Source organism: Nocardia grenadensis NBRC 108939, assembly GCF_001613445.1.
GTDB classification, from domain to species: Bacteria; Actinomycetota; Actinomycetes; order Mycobacteriales; family Mycobacteriaceae; genus Nocardia; species Nocardia grenadensis.
This window is the reverse complement of record NZ_BDCJ01000004.1, coordinates 200,006-217,477: the sequence shown is the minus strand read 5'-3', so window position 1 is coordinate 217,477 and position 17,472 is coordinate 200,006. Positions and strand designations below refer to the sequence as shown.

General features: G+C 69.1%; 20 protein-coding genes. 9 read left to right on the top strand and 11 right to left on the bottom strand.

Features of this window, described 5'->3' with window-relative positions; genetic code table 11:
* Positions 1–103: 103 nt before the first annotated feature.
* Positions 104–892, top strand: a complete 789-nt coding sequence (locus NGR01S_RS05995; protein ID WP_063035197.1) for an ABC transporter permease — start codon at positions 104–106, stop codon at positions 890–892.
* A 72-nt stretch (positions 893–964) separates the two neighbouring features.
* On the opposite strand, the gene NGR01S_RS05990 is transcribed toward NGR01S_RS05995, so the two are convergent.
* Positions 965–1,300, bottom strand: coding sequence for an RNA polymerase-binding protein RbpA (locus NGR01S_RS05990; protein ID WP_030519040.1), 336 nt, complete (start codon positions 1,298–1,300; stop codon positions 965–967).
* A 417-nt stretch (positions 1,301–1,717) separates the two neighbouring features.
* Between NGR01S_RS05990 and NGR01S_RS05985 the strand changes: the two genes are divergently transcribed.
* Positions 1,718–2,041: a hypothetical protein gene (locus tag NGR01S_RS05985; RefSeq protein ID WP_030519041.1), complete on the top strand. Its 324-nt coding sequence runs from the start codon at positions 1,718–1,720 to the stop codon at positions 2,039–2,041.
* Here the strand turns inward: NGR01S_RS05985 and NGR01S_RS05980 are convergent.
* Both NGR01S_RS05980 and NGR01S_RS05975 read right to left on the bottom strand, forming a co-directional pair.
* Complete coding sequence (locus NGR01S_RS05980; protein ID WP_174551665.1) at positions 1,992–3,101, bottom strand: hypothetical protein; 1,110 nt, start codon at positions 3,099–3,101, stop codon at positions 1,992–1,994. The two genes, NGR01S_RS05985 and NGR01S_RS05980, sit on opposite strands and share 50 nt — an antisense overlap.
* A 106-nt stretch (positions 3,102–3,207) precedes the next feature.
* Positions 3,208–3,921 (bottom strand): M23 family metallopeptidase, encoded by a 714-nt coding sequence (locus tag NGR01S_RS05975; RefSeq protein ID WP_063035158.1) that lies wholly within the window; start codon positions 3,919–3,921, stop codon positions 3,208–3,210.
* Positions 3,922–4,103: 182 nt separating this feature from the next.
* Between NGR01S_RS05975 and NGR01S_RS05970 the strand changes: the two genes are divergently transcribed.
* Entirely contained in the window at positions 4,104–4,427 is a 324-nt protein-coding gene (locus tag NGR01S_RS05970; protein WP_063035157.1) for an ArsR/SmtB family transcription factor, read from the top strand.
* Between the two features lie 10 nt (positions 4,428–4,437).
* Here the strand turns inward: NGR01S_RS05970 and NGR01S_RS05965 are convergent, their stop codons facing one another.
* From NGR01S_RS05965 to NGR01S_RS05950, 4 genes are all read right to left on the bottom strand, one after another.
* Positions 4,438–5,418: a glycosyltransferase family 9 protein gene (locus NGR01S_RS05965; RefSeq protein WP_063035156.1), complete on the bottom strand. Its 981-nt coding sequence runs from the start codon at positions 5,416–5,418 to the stop codon at positions 4,438–4,440.
* Positions 5,419–5,803: 385 nt separating this feature from the next.
* A complete protein-coding gene (locus NGR01S_RS05960) occupies positions 5,804–6,289 on the bottom strand; it encodes a nuclear transport factor 2 family protein (protein ID WP_063035155.1) in 486 nt (161 codons plus the stop codon).
* Between the two features lie 23 nt (positions 6,290–6,312).
* Entirely contained in the window at positions 6,313–7,140 is an 828-nt protein-coding gene (locus tag NGR01S_RS05955; protein ID WP_063035154.1) for a TIGR03619 family F420-dependent LLM class oxidoreductase, read from the bottom strand.
* Positions 7,137–7,949, bottom strand: coding sequence for an SDR family NAD(P)-dependent oxidoreductase (locus NGR01S_RS05950; protein WP_063035153.1), 813 nt, complete (start codon positions 7,947–7,949; stop codon positions 7,137–7,139). The genes NGR01S_RS05955 and NGR01S_RS05950 overlap by 4 nt, the downstream gene beginning before the upstream one ends.
* 104 nt (positions 7,950–8,053) lie before the next feature.
* Between NGR01S_RS05950 and NGR01S_RS05945 the strand changes: the two genes are divergently transcribed.
* On the top strand, positions 8,054–8,656 hold the full coding sequence (locus NGR01S_RS05945) for a TetR/AcrR family transcriptional regulator (protein ID WP_063035152.1): 603 nt from the start codon (positions 8,054–8,056) through the stop codon (positions 8,654–8,656).
* On the opposite strand, the gene NGR01S_RS05940 is transcribed toward NGR01S_RS05945, so the two are convergent.
* The gene (locus tag NGR01S_RS05940) at positions 8,653–9,621 is read right to left on the bottom strand and encodes a phosphatase PAP2 family protein (RefSeq protein ID WP_084480414.1); all 969 of its coding nucleotides are present in this window, start codon (positions 9,619–9,621) and stop codon (positions 8,653–8,655) included. The genes NGR01S_RS05945 and NGR01S_RS05940 overlap by 4 nt on opposite strands.
* Positions 9,622–10,093: 472 nt before the next feature.
* Here NGR01S_RS05940 and NGR01S_RS30810 point away from each other — a divergent pair, with 472 nt between their 5' ends.
* From NGR01S_RS30810 to NGR01S_RS05925, 4 genes are all read left to right on the top strand, one after another.
* Positions 10,094–10,270, top strand: a complete 177-nt coding sequence (locus NGR01S_RS30810) for a hypothetical protein (RefSeq protein ID WP_174551664.1) — start codon at positions 10,094–10,096, stop codon at positions 10,268–10,270.
* A gap of 53 nt (positions 10,271–10,323) precedes the next feature.
* On the top strand, positions 10,324–11,154 hold the full coding sequence (locus NGR01S_RS05935) for a hypothetical protein (protein ID WP_063035151.1): 831 nt from the start codon (positions 10,324–10,326) through the stop codon (positions 11,152–11,154).
* A 541-nt stretch (positions 11,155–11,695) separates the two neighbouring features.
* A complete protein-coding gene (locus NGR01S_RS05930) occupies positions 11,696–12,031 on the top strand; it encodes a hypothetical protein (RefSeq protein ID WP_063035150.1) in 336 nt (111 codons plus the stop codon).
* Between the two features lie 79 nt (positions 12,032–12,110).
* Positions 12,111–12,449, top strand: a complete 339-nt coding sequence (locus NGR01S_RS05925) for a hypothetical protein (protein WP_063035149.1) — start codon at positions 12,111–12,113, stop codon at positions 12,447–12,449.
* Between the two features lie 51 nt (positions 12,450–12,500).
* On the opposite strand, the gene NGR01S_RS30805 is transcribed toward NGR01S_RS05925, so the two are convergent.
* Complete coding sequence (locus NGR01S_RS30805) at positions 12,501–12,656, bottom strand: hypothetical protein (protein WP_157107141.1); 156 nt, start codon at positions 12,654–12,656, stop codon at positions 12,501–12,503.
* A 214-nt stretch (positions 12,657–12,870) separates the two neighbouring features.
* On the opposite strand from NGR01S_RS30805, the gene NGR01S_RS05920 reads away from it, so the two are divergent.
* Entirely contained in the window at positions 12,871–13,746 is an 876-nt protein-coding gene (locus tag NGR01S_RS05920) for an RNA polymerase sigma factor SigF (RefSeq protein ID WP_373861390.1), read from the top strand.
* 680 nt (positions 13,747–14,426) lie between these two features.
* On the opposite strand, the gene NGR01S_RS05915 is transcribed toward NGR01S_RS05920, so the two are convergent.
* Positions 14,427–15,701 carry a cytochrome P450 gene (locus NGR01S_RS05915; RefSeq protein ID WP_063035148.1) on the bottom strand — a complete coding sequence of 425 codons (1,275 nt, stop codon included), beginning with the start codon at positions 15,699–15,701 and terminating at the stop codon, positions 14,427–14,429.
* The gene (locus NGR01S_RS05910; protein WP_063035147.1) at positions 15,698–17,338 is read right to left on the bottom strand and encodes a class I adenylate-forming enzyme family protein; all 1,641 of its coding nucleotides are present in this window, start codon (positions 17,336–17,338) and stop codon (positions 15,698–15,700) included. Before NGR01S_RS05910 ends, NGR01S_RS05915 begins: the two co-directional genes overlap by 4 nt.
* Positions 17,339–17,472: the final 134 nt, after the last annotated feature.

The window sequence follows — 17,472 nt, the reverse complement described above, 5'->3', positions numbered from 1 at the left end:
AGAAGTGGCGGTCGGTCAAACTACCGGAAAGACCGAAGAGACGGAGGCGGAACTGTCCCACGCGCCCGGCTCGCACCGGATTCCGAAGTCCACCGAACCGCGTATGCGGTTCTTCCGCGACAGTGCGATCGTGGCGCATCGCAATCTGATCACCATCATGCGGGTGCCGACATTGCTGGTCACGGCCACGGTGCAGCCGCTGATGTTCGTCTTCTTGTTCGCCTACGTATTCGGTGCCTCACTGGGCGGCGGCCAGTACCGGGAGTTCCTGATCGCCGGAATCATGGCCCAGACCGTCGCCTTCAGTGCTGCGTTCACCACTGTCGGACTGGCCGGTGACCTGGAGAAGGGCATCATCGACCGGATGCGCGCGTTGCCCATGTCCCGGCTGGCAGTGCTGATGGGGCGCACGCTCTCCGATCTGGTGGTGAGCATGGTCAGCCTGGTGGTGATGACCGTGTGCGGGTACATCGTCGGCTGGAGCATCAATGGGAGCCTGGCCGAGGCCGCACTCGCCTACGCGGTGATCCTGCTGTTCGCCTTCGCCATGTCGTGGATCGGCGCGCTCACCGGTCTTGTCGCCCCGAATGTCGAGGTCGCCCAGAGTGCCGGGCTGATCTGGCTGTTCCCGCTGTCGTTCATCTCCTCGGCGTTCATCTCGGCCCAGACCCTGCCCGAGCCGCTCGCCACCATCGCCGAGTGGAATCCCATCACCGCGGTCGCGGCGACCGGCCGGAAACTGTTCGACAACAGCGCGCCCCCGATGTTCCCTACCGCGACCGGCTGGCCGGCCGAGCACTGCGTCGAATACGCGATCCTGTGCTCGGTGGCCATTCTGCTGATCGCGATGCCGTTGGCGCTGTTGCAGTACCGCCGGGTGGCCAGTCACTGAGCACGACAAAGGCCGTGCCCGCCGGATATCCGGCGGGCACGGCCTTCGGTGTGCCGTTCGGGTCGGCCGGGCTCAGCCCCGGCGACGGGTCTTGAGCAGTTCCAGCCGCTCCTTGAGCAGTTCCTCGAGCTCGTCCTTGCTGCGCCGCTCGAGCAGCATGTCCCAGTGCGTGCGGGGCGGCTTCACCTTCTTCGCCTCCTGCGTGGTGCCCTCGATCAGCACACCTTCCTGGCCGTTGCGGCACAACCAGGTCGGCGGGATCTCGGCGTCGTCGGCGAACGGAACATCGAACTCTTCACCATTGTCGGTCCGGTACCGGGCGATCCGGCGGGGAGCCAGATCATGGTCGCGGTCGGTTTCGTAGCTCACCGCTCCGAGCCGGCTGCCCCGGAGTACGCGATCTGCCATCTGTACAGGTCCTCTCTGTGTTGTCGGCGCGTTGCCGCGCGCGGGCCCGCGGTGCCCTGCCGAGGGGCTCCGGAACACCGGAGCGGAAACACCGACGGTGTATCCGCTGCGGGGCACCGGAACCCGCGCCGGGGGCGCGAGCCGATGGGTCGACCCCTTGTTGTCTTGCTACCGCGACCTGGTAGGTCGCGTTCGCCGGCCGTTGTCGCCCGCCGACCGTTAGGGTCACGTGCGCGGGCCGTTGGCTGTGCCACGAATCGAGGATTCGTGCCGGTCCAGGCCGTGCGCCCTGTTCATGTCAACGTTCGTCAGGGTCTTTCCGTTCCCAAGCCTTGTAATTGTACGGGGTTGGGCGAAATGGTCCCGCGCGGTGTGCGGTGTGTGCCGCTGCGAGAGTTCCTATTAGGGTGTCGGGTCATGTCGCGCCGGTTGGAGTCGTGCCTGTGGTGTGGTCGGGAAATAGTGGATTCGGAAGCGGGGCGGCGGCGCCGCTACTGCCGACAGTCCTGCCGCCAGCGCGCCTATGAGCATCGCAACAATGTGAAGGGCACTGGGATCCCCGCCGATTCGGTGGTGCTCAGTGCCGCCGAGGCCACCGCGCTGGCCGACCGGTGGTTCGCCGCGCGCTGCGCGGCCGAGGATGTGGCGACGGCCGTCGACGAAGGCGCCGACCGGGACGAGCTCGCGCGGCTCAGCGCGGTGCTGGTCGAACTCGCCCGGGACGCCGAACGGTTGCGCTGACCTGCGCCGAATCGCACTGTGCGCGCGGCGGCGAGATCGTCTCGCCGCCGACCGCCGGGGTGGACCCGACGCTGAGCGCGGCGAGGATCGTCACCACGACGCCGAGGCCGCACAGCGCGAGCAGGGTGGCGGTGTCCGGGTGCACCAGTGGCTGCCCGCGCATCGCCTGCCAGAACGTGATCGCCTGCAGACCGCCCCCGCCCAGGATCATCACCCCGATCAATCTGCTGCGGGTCCGGGCCGGGCGCAGCCGGGGGTGACGTCGCGCGCACCAGGCGAGGATCACCACCGCGGCCAGTACCACCTGGATTCCGTGCAATCCGATGAAATGGGGAATGCGCAGATCGCCGCCCAGGGTGCTCCAGTGGGTGATCGGCATACCCGGCACCGCGTCCGGTGCGCCGACGGCCTCCCGGGTCGCGGCGTCGACCACGGTGTGCCCGGCGGCCAGTTCGACGAGTCGGCCGTCGGCGGTTCGGGTGAGCTGGGTCCCGGTGAAACCCATGAGGTATCCCAGTGCCATCGAGACCACCGCCATCGCCAGCCCACCGCGAATGGCCCACACCGTGGGCCGATCCGCGCCCGGACGTATCGAAACGATTACGGCGATCAGCAGATTCGCGAAAAAGAGACCCGGGACACCCGAGGCGAAGATGAGTTGCCCGATTTCGTTGACCGGGTCGGTTTCGGTGTTGAAATGGCTGAAGGTGCCCCGCGCGGCCTGGACCACGATGAATCCCACGTCCACGACCGCGGTGACGGAGAACACGACACCCAGCCACCAGGTCACCCGGCGACCGCGGTGGGGTAGCGACAGCAGCCAGGCCAGAGTGAGCGAGTACAGCACGAACGCCAGCCCGAATTTGACCGGTTTGAGCCAGACCGATTCGCCGAGCAGCACGCGGTCGTCGACCATCATCGCGATCAGGCCGGTAAACACCAGACCGGCCATTGCCGTGGAGCTGAGCAGCAATGGCCGGTGCAGGCGTCCGATCACCCGACGTGGATCGGAGGTGGTGGGGCGTCCGGTAGCCGGGACGCCGAGGAGCGGTGTGGACATGGACCGACGGTAGGAACGGGGATCCGGCCGCCGCGTCCCACTGCGGGACGATGTGCGGCCGGTACCCCGGTATGCCGGGAGCCGTCGGATCGGCTGTGGGTAAGGGTCAGCCGGGGTTGTTCAGGACGAGCCCGCGCCCGGCGAGATAGGGCAGGGGGTCGACCGGGCCGATACCGGGCTGGTGGACCTCGTAGTGCAGGTGCGGCCCGGTGGACTGGCCGCGGCTGCCGACGGTGGCGATCACGTCACCGGCCTGCACCTGCTGGCCGACCGAGACGAGAATGTCCTGCATATGGCCGTAAACGCCGACGCTGCCGTCATCCTGCTGGACGCGAACCCACAGGCCGAAGCCGGTGGCCGGGCCGGCCTCGATCACGACACCGTCGGTGACCGACCGGATCGGCGAACCCATATTCGCGGCGAAGTCGATGCCGTTGTGGTTGGTGCCCCAGCGTGCCCCGAAGCCCGAGGATACGACGCCGTCGGCCGGTTGTACCGTGGTGGGCCGTGGTGGCTCGAAGAACGGGAAGGACACCGGAGCGGGCTGGTTGTCGCCGGCGGCCTGATGGGGGGCCCACGCGGCGGGGTCGTGCGAGATGGCGGGCCGCTCGGCGGGCGAGCGGTCGGCGGGGTCGGCCGGCGCCTCCGAAGTGGCGGCCACCGGGGTGATCTGTTCGTTACCGGAATCGGCTCCCGCGGCGAAGAGGGCGAAACCGGCGCAGAGGGCTGTCGAGGTGGCGACAACCTGTGTCGTGATGGGGCGACGGCCGATCGACGACACCGTGAGCTTACGGAAAGGTAACGGAAGGGTCACGGGCATGGTTACAAGCTAGGGGACCGACACGCCGAGTCAGCAATTGTGTGGCAACAGTCACGAGATCATATAAGTGCAGGTCGCGGATTGCCTTCCGATAACGAACCGGAAATATCGCCCGCCGAGCTGCGCAGGTGAGACATTGATCTAGTTTGACCGAAGTGTGCCAGAAGATCGACACTGTTTCAGTGGTCGCTAACAGAGTCGCGCCGCTGATCGCCCTGGCGGACCCCACCAGGCGCGCGATATTCGAAGCGTTGCCGGCCGGGCCGCGCTCGGTCGGGGAACTCGCCGCCGAGGTCGGGATCACCAGCTCGGCGGTATCGCAGCATCTGCGGGTACTGCGGGACGCGCGGCTGGTGATGATGCGGCCGATGGGCAACCGTCATCTCTACTCACTGGACCCGCGTGGTCTCAGCGATGCCCGCGACTACCTGGAACAGTTCTGGCAGAGCGCCCTGGCCGCCTACGCCGCCGCGCTCACCGAGGCCGCGAACAGGGACGACCGCTAGCGCCCCGGCCTCAGCCGACCCGGCGGTACGCCGTACTGCCGGGCACGGTCGCTTCGTGCCGGCGCTTGCTCAGCTGCCGGTCGAGGGCGGCGACCACCTCGGTCGAGCCGATCTGTAGCAGGCCGGGATCGGTGCTGGTGGCGTGACGGTCGCCGATGCGCCCGGCCCACAGCACCTCGTGCCGGGTCAGCAGGTGCCGCGGCGGCCCGCCCTGATCCGGGGCCGTGGGGCCGAACAGTTGCACGGTGCGGGTCCCGAAGGCGGTGGCGAGATGGGCGACGCCGGTGTCCCCGCACAGGACGACGGAGGCCTCGGCCACCGTTGCCGACAGTTCGATCAGGTTCTGCTTACCGGCCAGCACTCGCTGGCCCGACAGCCCGGCCCGGGCCGCGATCCCCAGCGCGTTCTCCCGGTCGCTCTCGTCGCCGGTCAGCACCACCTCGTGACCGAGCACCAGCAGATGCCGGATCACCGCCGCGAATCGGTCGGCGGGCCAGCGCCGGGCCGCCGCACTCGCGCCGATATGAACGACCACGCTGTCGCGATGGCTGGTGGTGGCCACCGGCGGTACCAGGCCCAGATTGCGCCGATCCGCACCGATCCCATCGAATTCGAGCAGATGACACCAGCGGTCGATCGGATGGTGGTCGGGCTTCCAATCGGGCGCCGGGATCTCCGGGAACGCCGGATTCCCGTAGGTGAGGATCCGTTCGGCTCCGGTCTTGCCGAGCTGCACGATCGGGGCGGCGCCGGCGCCGTGCAGGTTCACCGCCAGTTTCGGCGGCGGCCCGTCCCAGCGCAGGCCCTGCGGATCGGCGATGGGCACGAACTCGTCCACGCAGGCGATCACATCGACGATGGGACGTAGGCGATGCGGGGCGGCCAGCATCAGATGATCGGTGCGGCGGGCCCGGCGCAGTGCACGTAATGCCGGAACAGCGGTGAGTAGATCACCGAGACCGCGTGCCTGAAGCACGAGAACTACCGACACCCGACTCTCCTAGCCACCTGTTGCCCGTTGTGCCGCCCCCTCCCGAACCGTCTTGGCGAGGGACGGACCACGCGAGAGCATTTCCTTGGATGACTACCACCTGGTACCCGGCGGCAAACGTTGGCCTGTGGCGGCCTGGGTCACACGCCGGGCGTTCGCTCGGCGCGGTGGTATCGACCGTCATCCGTCGGGGACGGGTAGCGCCCGGAACGAGACGATGGCCGGCCGGCAGTTCACTGACCGGTAACGAGCCCGAACTCCAGCGTCGCGGAGTACACCGGTACCACCTGCGCGACCATCCGGGCCTGGGACCGGCCTCGCTGACCCGGGTGGCGGGCTCGGCCACCGTCGCCGGCCGGGGCGGTCCGCCGGGTCCCGGTGCGGCTCAGTCCGCCGTTGGAGAGATGTTGGTGAGCAACAGGTCCCGGGCCTGCCGGGCACCGTCGAGAGCCCGTGTGACGCGGCGGGTGATCCGCCAGCCGTGCGGAGTGCGGGTGAGCCGGAAACTGTTCGCCCCCGCCCGCCACACCCGGTAGCCGTCGTCGTACCGGCGCACCAGCAGTGATTCACAGACCGCCGTGGCCGTATCGCCGTCGACGACGACCCGGGACGGTCCGAGGAAATGCGCACAGCCCGCGTCGATCAGGGAGTGGTGCGCCGCCGATTCGACCATCGCGTGGATATCCGCGCGACTGCGCATCGACCAGCCCTCGACATCGTATTCACCGTCCTCGGTCCACAGGTTGGCCACATCCGGGGCGGCCCCGGCGTCGACGAACGGGCCGTAGGAGGCGAGCAGCCGGGTGATCGCCACCTCGTCCTCGAGCCGGCGCACACGCGCTTCCAGACGCGCGAAACGGTCCTCGTCCATAGCTTTCCTTTCCATTGCGGTGCTCAGAGCGGGCCGGCCGCCGCGCGGAGCGCCGCGAGCTGTTCGCAGTAGTGGTCGATATCGGTGGCCCGCAGGGCGCAGCAGGCCACGGTGGCGCCGATATCGCGTAATCGGGTCAGCCGCCACCGGGTGCCGGCGGGATCCGCGAGCGGGTCCAGGGCCCGGCCCGGGCTCAGTACCACCTCGAAACCGGGCGGCGGGGGTACCGCGGCCAGATGCGCCGCCAGCGTGTCCGTGGACAGGCCGAACGGTACCCAGCCCACGCCCAGGGCCACGGCCCGGCGCAGTGAGCGACGGGTGCGGCCGCCGACCCACAGCGGTGCGGTGGTCGAGGTGGCGGGCGGGTCGACGACGAACTCGCCGACCTCCCGCCGCCCCCACGCGTCCCGTACTTGCTCGAGAGCGCGGTCCGCGGCGGCGCCGCGCTCCGGGAATTCCGCACCGAGCAGGGCGAATTCGGCTTCCAGTGAGCCGACACCGACCCCGAGCACCACCCGGCCGCCACTGAGCCGATCGAGGGTGCCGTAACGCTTGGCCAGCGCGAGTGGATGGTGGTATCCCAGTACGATGACCGAGGTCGCCAGGCGGATCCGGCTGGTCCGTGCCGCCAGATAGGACAGTGTCGCCAGCGGATCCCAGTAGGTCGAACCGCGGGTCTCGGTATCGGCCGCGGGGACCGCGATGTGCTCGGAGCAGGTCAGATGATCGAAGCCGAGTTCGTCGGCGAGTTCGGCGATCCGAACGAGTTCGGCGGTGCCCCCGCCGGATTCCCAGGGAGAGGCCGTACCGGGTACCCGGACCACGATCGGAGTGGACAGCCCGACTCTCACCGCGGCGGGTCTTCGGCGGCGCCGATGAGTCGCCGCATCATCCGGTCCGCGCCCAGTACGGCCGCCGCGCGATCGGGATCGCTGCGCCGGGCCGCGAGACGCTCATGGGCGCCGATGACGTGGACCGGGCCTCGGCCCAGCGCCGCGAGACCTTCGGTCGCGACCTCGTCGGGTTCGGAGACCGGCATTCCGGGGATGTCGAAGTCCAGACCCACGCGCTGCATCGCCGGGGTGCGGGTGACGCCGAGGACGAGTTCGAGCACGTCCACGCCGTGCTCGCGCAATTCCAGCCAGAGACCTTCGGCGAAGATCCGGCCGAATGCCTTCACTCCGCCGTAGACCGTGTGCCGCCGCGATCCCAGGTAGCCGGCCAGCGAACCCACCAGCAGGATCCCGCCGCGGCGCCGATCGCGCATCGCGGTCCCGAATCCGGCGATCAGCGCCAGCGGGGTGGTGATGTTGAGTTCGACGACCTGCTGGAAGGCCGCGGGATCGCCGTCGAGGAACTCGGCGCTGTGGGTGTTGGCGCCGGCATTGTGGACCAGCAACCCGACCTCCACATCGGCGACCGCGTCGAGTACCGCTGTCGTGGCGTCCGGGTGGGTGAGGTCGACGGCCAGGGTGCGGACCGTGACGCCCAGGGCCCGGCATTCCGCGGCGGTGTCTTCGAGCGGACCGGCCCGCCGGGCCACCAGCAGCAGGTGGATACCGGATTCCGCGAGTTGCCGGGCGAACGATCGGCCCACGCCTTCGGAACCGCCGGTGATCACCGCCCACGGGCCGTAGCGACCGGGATCGACAGGGGGCATAACTGGGTCTCCGTTCGGGGTTCGGGATCGGGCCACACCCAGTTCTACAACCGGGAGCCCGGAAATACTAGAGTGAATTCTAGTTTTCCGAACGGAGGTACCCAGTGCCGCGGATCGCCGAACCCAGGGAGCCGGGCCGGCCGACCACCATGCTCCAGCACGAGCGCCGGCGCGCCATCCTGCGCGCCGCCGCCCGGCTCGGTGCCGAACAGGGGCTCGAACACGTCCAGATGTCCGATATCGCGGCGGCCGCCGGGGTGGCGCTGGGAACGCTGTACCGCTACTACCCGTCCAAACATCATCTCTACTCGGGCGTACTCGAATCGGCCGTCGCGGACCTGCCCGTGCCGGTGGCGGACCCGGCCGATCCGGTGGGCCCCGTGGCCGACCTGCTCGAATCGGCGGTGACCGGGCTGCTCCGACGCCCCCTGCTCGGTCGCGCCATGCTGGTCTCGGCGAATGCCGTGCGCTCGGCCGGGCCGGTGGCGGTCGACCCCACCCTGCGCGACCGGATCCTCGCCGCCGCCGGAATCGGCGAACCGGACGAGGCGGACCAACAGCTGGCCCGGCTCGCCGAACAGTGCGCCTACGGCATCCTGACCTGGGCCACGGCGGGCCAATTGAGTGCGGAACAGGCGGTGGCCGATATCCGCCGGGCCGCCACGCTGCTGCTGGCGCCCTGGGTATCGCGCGGCCCGGCCGGCTAGCCGCCGCGATCGCCGCCCGGCGCCGCGGATGTGGGCGCCGGGACCGGTCCCGCCGGTGTCCGGCGCCGCTCCCAGGCGGTGGCCAGCCCGATCGCCAGCCCGACGTACACCCAGCCCAACAGCACATCGATCACATAGTGCTCACCCCCGTAGACGAGGGTGAAACCCATCGCCACGGGGAAGGCGGCCAACGGGATCCGCCACCACCACTGCCGGGCCGACGGCCACAGCGCGACCGCGACCAGCAGCGCGAAGCCCGCGTGCAGCGACGGGATCGCGGCGACGGGATTACTCTGCGCGGCCAGCCAGTCGGCGCCGATATCGACCGAGTACAGCCGGAACCCGAAACCGGTGCTTCGGTGGATCTCGGCCGGGATCACCCCGACGCGGGCGGCGTACCAGGGCGGCGCGGCGGGCAGCAGGACATAGGTCACCAGACCGAGATAGGACAGCAGCAGGATCCGGCGCATATATTTCGACCAGCGCTCCCGCGACAAGACGTAGAGGATCGCGGCGATCAGCCAGGGCACCAGGAAGTGGCTCGTGTAGACGAGGCCGGTGAATACGGTCCACCAGGGCCGTCCGCCGTCACCGTTCAGTTGCTCCTGTAACCACACCGTGGGCACGGCCCCGCCGAACAGGGCGCGTTCGACCCCGACCGGTTCGCGGACGCGCAGCGGCATCCCGAGTGTATTGGCGATACCGCGGGTGTGGTCGTAGACGACCAGCGCGGCGATCAGCGGCACCCAGTCCACGAGAATGCGTAGTTGGTCCCGCCACGGCCGGTGCGGTGCGAATGCCGCGATCCCCACGACGATCCACAGCGCCTGGTAGATCCGCTGGGTCGGCGGGCCGAAGAGCACGGTGACCACCAGCAGCGCCAGCAGATAGGCCGACCACACCCCACTACGCAGCAGTCTGCGATGCCGTTGCGCGGCCGGTACCTCCGTGGCGGGCGCACCCATTCCCACAGTTTTCCTCAGACGCCCCGGAGACGCCGTCGCGACCTGCGGAAACGACGCGTGATCGAGACCGACGCCGCACCGGACCGCCCAGTGCGGCGGGAACGTGCCCCCGGTAGGCCGCCGCCGGGTGCGATGCGGGCAACCGGTCGCCTCCGGTGGCCTTCGGCGCGAGATCCCCTCGGCGTACTCGGTCGTCGCGAGGCGGTCGGCCTCGACCGCCGGAGTCGTGGGCGTATGTGCCACGGCGGATGGTGTTTCGAGGACATCACCCACCGACGTCGTGGGCGATGCGCCGCGGTGCCCCGGCGGTGACACTGTGGTCGGCGACCAGCGCGGGTTGTGGATCGCACAGCACGCCTGCACCAGCTTCCGGACAGCCGCCGGACGAAGGGCACCGAGTGCTGCCGTCGACGCCGACCGGCGTCGGTGGACGCGGCCACCTGCGCCGGGCCGGCGTGAATCTCGATCCCATATGACCTACGTCTACGCCGCCGGATGGGCAACCTCCTCACCATTCACCGGCGTGTACGCGCGCCTGGGCCGGGACCCCGCGTGGACCACATACGCACTGGACGGCGGGCACAATTCGGTACGGGACGATTCCGAAGGCCTGCTGCACATCCTCCGCGGCACGATCGAGGCGCGCTGACCCGCTCGCGCGTACCGATCCGGGCGCGCCCCGCGCCGCTAGGCTCGTGCGGTATGAGCCTGGGCGAGGTGGCCGCCGACCTGTACGGGCTGGCGCCCGCGGAGTTCGTCGCCGCGCGCGACGCCCGCGCCGGTGCGGCAAAGGAACTCGGGGATCGGGAACTGGCGGCGGCGATCGCGGCCCTGCGCAAACCCACGGTCGCGGCATGGGCGGTGAACACACTGGTGCGTGCGGCCCCTCGGGAGGTGGACGCCCTGCTGCGGCTCGGCGCCGAGCTGCGAACGGCGCAGCGGCAACTGTCGGGTGCCCGGTTGCGTGAACTGACCCGGCAGCGCCGGCAGGTGGTGGACGCATTGGCCGAACGGGCGGGTGAGGTGGCCGCCGGCCGGGGCCGACCCGTTTCCGGAGCGGTACTGCGGCAGGTGGGCGAGACGCTGACGGCCGCTCTGGCCGATCCCGATATCGCCGAGCAGGTCCGGGCCGGCACCCTGGTCACCGCGCAGAGCTATGCGGGCTTCGGCCCGGTGGAGCCCGATCTGTCCGTGGTCCGGGGCAAGCCGAAGGCCGCCGACGCGGAGACACGGCCGAAGAAGAAGGCCGGCGATGCCGAATACACGCGCGCCGAAACGGACCGGCTGCGCGCGCGGGAAGAACTCCGCGCCGCCGAAACCGCTGCGCGCGAGGCTCTCACCGCCGCCGAGAAGGAAGCACAACGTGCGACCGAGCACCTCGCGGCCACCACCGCGCGGCTGACCGGACTCCGCGACGAACTCGCCGCGGCGGAAGACCGGCACCGATTCGCCCGCAACGCCGAACGCGCCGCCCGGGACGCGGTCCGGGCGGCGACGGTCGAACTGGAACGGGCCCGGCGGCGCACACACTGACCCGTCGTCGAGGGTTCGGAATCGAGTGCGTCGCGGTGGGACAGCGGCCTGTGCCGCTGCGGCGGTAACCGGGCGTCCGAGATCAGGTCACCGCGGGGTCGCGGCCGGCGTAGCCGAGCCGGCCCGCCGGTATCGAGGTGGACCCGGGCGAGCGCCGGCGGGCCGGATCCTGCCGAGCAGGAAGACGAGATCGGGCATAACCGGACCTTTCACCGAGGATCAACTGTCCCCGAGAACCTTGCCCCGCAAGGGTGGGCCGACCGACGGTATGGCCGTGATGGGGAACCTCTGAAGAAAGGGGCGTTGGCGGGCTTCGCGCGGCGGCGACGGGGATTGGACCGCTGTCCGGTTCGTATCGGCTGGTCAGAGGGTATGTCGGGCGGTGACATCGCGGGGTGCGTGGTCCGAACATGCAGCGGGCCCGCATTTTCCGGCATCGACACCGGCGCGTCGGCGCGGGCACGGGGGAGGGTTCGGCTGTAATGGTCGGCGCTCGATCGGTTTCCGTGTGGGATGTCCTCCCGTTCAGGAAGGTTCTCGTATGCGTCGTTTCGTGATGGCTCTGGGTTCGGCCGCGATGGCGATAGCGGTGACATCGGCAGTGGACAGTAGCGCGCACGCCGCGAGCGGGCAGGTCGCACTGCGGTGGATCGCCGAGGGGAGTCGGGTGGAGAAGATCATCGACAACCCCAGCGGCTGTATCGATCTCAGTGCGGTCGGGGTCGTCGGCCGGGCGTCGGTGCGCAACCTCACCGACCGGAAGGTCAAACTCTGGAACGGCATCGGCTGCCGCGGCACCTACGGCGGTGGGATCGAACGCGGCGAGCACAACGGCCGGTGGGGCTTTCCCGACTGGAGTATCTACATCTCGTCCTGACCCGGCGGCACCCGACGAACTCACGTGAGCGGAGCCGTTTTCGGGGTACCCGGCACACGAGACCTACTGGAGGTGTTGTGTGAAGGCCGAAGACGAGGGCGGCGCGCCCGGCTCGGTGAGCCCGTTCAATCCGGCGGACCCGCTCGACCCGGCGAGTCCGGTGAACCCGGCGGGTCCCGAGGATGCGATCAATCCGGCGGGCACAGTGGTGCCGGTGGTACCGGTTGCCGACGAGCGGCCGATGCGCACTTGGCTGTGGCCCACGCTGCTCATCTTCGGCCTGGTGGTCGGGGGCGCGCTGCTGGTGATGATCCTGGTGAGCACCGCTGATTTCGGCGAACAGCCGGCACAGGTGACGCCGACCCCGGGGCAGTGCCAGACCTTCTGTACGACCACTGTCGCGCCACCGGCGCGATAACGGCCGGCGGGGACGCCCGCACCGAGCGTCCCCGCCGGTATTCCGGAGCGACTACTGGGCGCCCTGTTGCCCGGTGTCCGGGTCCTCGGCGCTGCGCAGCGCGGTTTCCAGTTCCCGGCGCAGCCGGGCCGCGGTGGCTTCGTCACCCGCATCCTCGGCCGTGGTGATGTCCTGGTTCAGCTGAGCGATGGTGTCCTGAATGGTCATCGGTCCTCCGTTCTCTCGCCTGGGCGATCGCGCCGCACGACTGTCTGCCGGCTACGGCGCCCGTCATGTGCGCATGACCGTTTTCGACCGTCCGAAACATCGCCACCGGCGTCGGCCGTTTCACACTCGCGGGATTTTCAGATCACGTTTCAATCACCACATGGCGGGGGTATATCCCGTCCAACGAGGTTTGGGAAAGCCCGAGGAGCATCCGGTGAACGAAACGACCGAAGCCACGACCGACCGGTACGCCGGAGACCGTGCGTCACGCACTACCCATGTGCCCGGTCCCGGCGACAGCTACGACAACATCGAACCGCTTTTCGCCGAGCTGGCCGCGCTGGCACCCGAGGACCCGCGCCGGCGGGCGCTACGCGAGCAGATCGTGTACCGCTGCCTGCCGCTGGCCGAACATATCGCGCGCCGGTTCTCCGGCCGCGGCGAAGCGTTCGACGATCTGCTCCAGATCTCGCGGCTCGGCCTGGTCCAGGCGGTGGACCGCTTCGACGGGTCGCGGGGCAGCTCGTTCCTGTCCTTCGCCATCCCGACCGTCATGGGCGAGGTGCGCCGCCACTTCCGTGATCACACCTGGGCCGTGCGGGTGCCGCGCGGCACCAAGGAACTGCATCTGCGAATCGGCCCGGCCACCGAGATGCTGTACCAGCGGCTGGGCCGGATGCCCACCGCGCGCGAGATCGCCGCGGAACTCGATGCCGATCTCACCGACGTCACCAGGGCGCTCATCGCCGGTAACGCGCACACCAGCAGTTCCCTCGACGCTCCCTCCGACGACCAGGACGACGGCGTCTCGCCGCCGGCGGTACTGGCCCGGCTCGGCGGGGAGGACCCCTGCTACCGGCTGCTCGAGGACGCGATGACACTGCGCCCGCTGATCGCGGAACTGCCGCAGCGGGAGCGGCAGATCCTGGTCTGGCGGTACTTCGCGAACATGACCCAGGTGCAGATCGCCGAACGGCTCGAGATCTCGCAGATGCAGGTGTCACGCATCCTCGCCAAAACGCTGCGGACCCTGCGCGAGCAGGCGATGGCCGAACCCGACGAGGCCGCTTCCATCACCACGGCCGCCTGATCCGGGCCGACTCGGGCGGTGGCCGGGTAACTGTTGCTGCGTCGGCTGTCGCCTTCCGGAGGTTCGGATCGGCCCGCGGTGACAAGTCCTGAAGCCCCCTGATCGGGCGGTGTTCTCGCCGGTAGCAGTGTGCCCGGAAGTCTCCGCCGGGCACACTGCGGTCCCCGTGGTAATCGCCGAAAACCAACGGAGAGTGCCTTGCGCTTGCGCATGGCACCTGTGCCGAGGCAGTCGAAACTGAACGTCGCTCGCACGGCGGCCGAGGTGTCGTCGACGTAGGAGTAGGTCTCCGGATCGAACGAGGAGTCCCAGTACTCCCGGTTGTAGGTCGCACCCGCTACGAGCACGTCGGCCCGGCGCGGGCCGTCCGCCCAATGCCGCGGAGTGCAGAAGGCCGTGGCGATAGTGTTGTCCGCCGGCCCGTCCGCGACGACCGCACCAGGGGTCGATACTTCGTGGCGCACCCCGAGTGTGTCGTAGTTCGCGGCGGCGGGTGCTGTTGCGCCGGCGATCCGGCGAGCAGTGCCGCCGATGGGAGCGACACCCGGCGTGCGGCAGTCCAGCGACGAAGGGACCGAGAAAGACACGGATGGGACATGATTCACCTCGCGTGATAGCCGGCCGTCGAGAGTCGGCCCGGCTCGAAACGGGAGAGTCGGTGATATCCCTCGGGGGCGAACTCAGCTGTCTGTGCGCACGAGCAGGTGCCGTGGGCCGCGGATGACCCGTGACGGGCAGTAGACGGGTGCCCCCACCGCACGTACCCGGGGGAAACGGCGGTAGAGGCCGCGCAGCGCGATCTCACCCTCCATCCGGGCCAGTCCTGCGCCCAAGCAGTAGTGCACACCGGCCGCGAACGCCAGATGCTCCCGTGCGTTCCGCCGGGCGATATCGAAGCGGCCGGGTTCGGCGAACACTGCCGGATCGCGGTTGGCGGCGGCCAGTAGGGCCACCACTGGAGTGCCCGCGGTCAGCTGCCGACCGGCCAGTTCGAGTGGTTCGCCCGCCACTCGGACGCTGTACTGTGCGGGGGCTTCCCACCGCAGCGTTTCCTCCACCACGGCCCCGGCCAGTCCCGGGTCGGCGGCGAACATCTCATGCTGGGCGGGGTACTGTGACAGCGCGACCACCGCGTTGCCGATGATATTGGCGGTGGTGACGAAACCGCCGATGAGCAGTGCCTGACAGGTGGCCACCAGACCGGCTTCGGTCATGGCGCCTTCGTCGACCGCGGCGCCGAGCGCCGTGATCAGATCGGGGCCTGGTTCGGCACGACGCTTCGCGACCGCCGCAGCGAAATAGTCGGTGAGTTCGGCGAGCAGCACCTGGGTGCGCCGGCGCTCGCGCACCCCGCGCGCCCCATCCACCGTCGCGCCGAACTCGATTCCCCAGCGTGCGAAATGATCGTGGTCGGCGGCCGGGAGACCGAGTAGCTCGGCGATGACCAGGCTCGGAATGCGCAGCGCGAAGGCGTCGATGAGATCGACCGGTTCGCCGCCGTCGAGAGCGTCCAGTTGCCGCTCGACCAGTTCTTCGACGAATTCACGGCGCGCGCGCAGCTGCGCGGCACCGAAGAGCGGGGCAACGAGCTTACGCAGCCTGGTGTGTTCCGGAGGGTTGGCGGAGGCCAGAGAGTCGTCGAGCGGATGCACCAGGAAATCGGTGTGCTGTCCGGGCAGTGGACGTAGCTTCAGCCGGACAGCGGAGGTGGGTGCCACCGCGAACCGGTTGTCGCGCAGCACCTCTTTGCACACCGCGTGCGAGGCCGTCATACACAGTCCACTGCGTCCGCGGATCAGATCACCGCGGGCCCGGATCCGCTCGTAGTGGGTGTGGCCGTCGCTGCCTCTCCGCAGATTCAGCACCGAAGCAACGGGATCGCCCAGCAAGGTGGAGGTGTGCAGGCGCAGCGAGTTCCGGTAGAGCCGGGTGACGGTGTGTAGTCCGCCGCTCATCGGATCTCCTGCGGCGCATGTAGCTTCGGTGCGCGATCGATACCACGTTCGGCCAGTTCGGCCCGGATACGTTCGCGCAACACATATTTTTTGATCTTGGTGCCCGACATGGGCCATTCGTCGACGAACCGCACGTAGCGAGGCGCTCGATATGTCGCGATGCTGCCGAGGCAGTAGTCGATGATCTCTTGTTCGGTCGCGGTCGCGCCCGGCACGAGTTCGATGAAGGCGGCCGGTACTTCGACGTAGTAGGAATCCGGCGCGGCGACCACCTGCACGATGTGGACTGCGGGGTGGCGGAGCAGAAAATCCTCCACCTCCACCGCGGAGACGTTCTCGCCCCCCACTTTGAGCATGTCCTTGAGGCGGCTCACGAAGGTGACCCGGCCCTCGGCGTCCATCACCGCTACATCACCGGTGTGGAACCAGCCCTTGTCGTCGAAACATCTCGCGGTCAGTTCCGGATCGTGCAGGTAGCCGTCGAAGCAATTGGTCCCCCGGAACAACAGTTCGCCCTCCGAACCGGGTGGCAGGTCGAGCCCTGTCTCGGGATCGACCACCCGGCACTGCATTCCGGGCAGTGGTCGGCCGCCGGTGGTGGTTCGCTGCTCCTGGGTATCGGTCTGCTCGCTGAGCGAAAGAAAGGAGGAAGCCTCGGTCATCCCGAAACAGGAGACCTGCACGGCGTGCGGAAGACGATTCGCCATCTCGCGAACACGTTCGGGGACGCCGACTGTCATAACCAGGCGAAGTGCCGACAGATCACGGTCCGCGAAGTCGGGATGGTTCAGCACGGGCAGCCAGACCGTCTCGAAACCGGGCAGCGCGACCGTAGCGCGTTGCTTCTCCAATTGCTCCAGCGCGGCAGCCGGATTGAAGAGGCCGACGTGGCAGTAGGTGCACCCGGCGTAGATACTGGCGACCGCGAAGGCGACAGCACCGATGTGGAACAGGGGCAATGGTGTCCACACACGGTCGGCGCCGACAAGTTCGAGCCGGGTGTGTGCCGCGCCGTCCGCGAAGCGGATCAGCGCCTCGTGGCTGATCATGGCGCCTTTCGGGCTCGCGGAGGTGCCGGAGGTGTACATGACCACCGCGGTATCGCGGACGCGGACATAGCGGCTGCGCTCGCGAACCGCGCCGGGATCCACTTCCGCCGCCGCGTCGAGGAACTCGCGCTCGCTGCGGATACCCGCCGGCGGCTCGCCCGGACCCAGCTGGACCAGCTCGCGCAGCCGCTCGCACTGCTGTCGCACCGGAGCTGGAATCGGTGTGCCGGAATGGACGAACAGCAGCCGCATCCGCGCGTGGTCCACCACTTGGGCGAGTTCGCGTTCCTTGAACCGGCCGTTGATCGGCACCGGCAGGGCGCCGATCCGCGTCACCGCGATGAGTGCGGCAATGGAATCGGGGCAGTTCGGCACCAGGATTCCGACCGTGTCGCCGGTATCGACACCGGCGGCGAGCAGCCCGCGGGCGAGCAGATCGGCACGTGCTGTGAGCTGAGCGTAGGTCACCTCGACATCCGGGAAGGACAGGGCGATGCGTTCGGGATGCTCATGCGCTCGCCGATCCAGCAGATCGCCGAGTGTTGTGACCTCGACCCAGCGAAGCGGTTCGAAAGCTCGACGATTCATTCGTGACTCCAAATCCACCGGATCAGCGACTCCGGCAGGCGGGAACGTACCGCACTCAATGCGGCGCCGCAAACGGTAGCTCGAAATGCCGAGAAGGGGTGCCGCGACGGCGGCCCGGGAAGTCCGCGTATCGA

What these genes read in the sequence shown, in the direction of transcription:
- NGR01S_RS05995 (WP_063035197.1), top strand. Translation starts at nt 104, where the DNA reads ATGCGGTTCTTCCGCGACAGTGCGATCGTGGCGCATCGCAATCTGATC.
- NGR01S_RS05990 (WP_030519040.1), bottom strand. Translation starts at nt 1,300, where the DNA reads ATGGCAGATCGCGTACTCCGGGGCAGCCGGCTCGGAGCGGTGAGCTAC.
- NGR01S_RS05985 (WP_030519041.1), top strand. Translation starts at nt 1,718, where the DNA reads ATGTCGCGCCGGTTGGAGTCGTGCCTGTGGTGTGGTCGGGAAATAGTG.
- NGR01S_RS05980 (WP_174551665.1), bottom strand. Translation starts at nt 3,101, where the DNA reads ATGTCCACACCGCTCCTCGGCGTCCCGGCTACCGGACGCCCCACCACC.
- NGR01S_RS05975 (WP_063035158.1), bottom strand. Translation starts at nt 3,921, where the DNA reads ATGCCCGTGACCCTTCCGTTACCTTTCCGTAAGCTCACGGTGTCGTCG.
- NGR01S_RS05960 (WP_063035155.1), bottom strand. Translation starts at nt 6,289, where the DNA reads ATGGACGAGGACCGTTTCGCGCGTCTGGAAGCGCGTGTGCGCCGGCTC.
- NGR01S_RS05950 (WP_063035153.1), bottom strand. Translation starts at nt 7,949, where the DNA reads ATGCCCCCTGTCGATCCCGGTCGCTACGGCCCGTGGGCGGTGATCACC.
- NGR01S_RS05940 (WP_084480414.1), bottom strand. Translation starts at nt 9,621, where the DNA reads ATGGGTGCGCCCGCCACGGAGGTACCGGCCGCGCAACGGCATCGCAGA.
- NGR01S_RS30810 (WP_174551664.1), top strand. Translation starts at nt 10,094, where the DNA reads ATGACCTACGTCTACGCCGCCGGATGGGCAACCTCCTCACCATTCACC.
- NGR01S_RS05935 (WP_063035151.1), top strand. Translation starts at nt 10,324, where the DNA reads ATGAGCCTGGGCGAGGTGGCCGCCGACCTGTACGGGCTGGCGCCCGCG.
- NGR01S_RS05930 (WP_063035150.1), top strand. Translation starts at nt 11,696, where the DNA reads ATGCGTCGTTTCGTGATGGCTCTGGGTTCGGCCGCGATGGCGATAGCG.
- NGR01S_RS30805 (WP_157107141.1), bottom strand. Translation starts at nt 12,656, where the DNA reads ATGACCATTCAGGACACCATCGCTCAGCTGAACCAGGACATCACCACG.
- NGR01S_RS05915 (WP_063035148.1), bottom strand. Translation starts at nt 15,701, where the DNA reads ATGAGCGGCGGACTACACACCGTCACCCGGCTCTACCGGAACTCGCTG.
- NGR01S_RS05910 (WP_063035147.1), bottom strand. Translation starts at nt 17,338, where the DNA reads ATGAATCGTCGAGCTTTCGAACCGCTTCGCTGGGTCGAGGTCACAACA.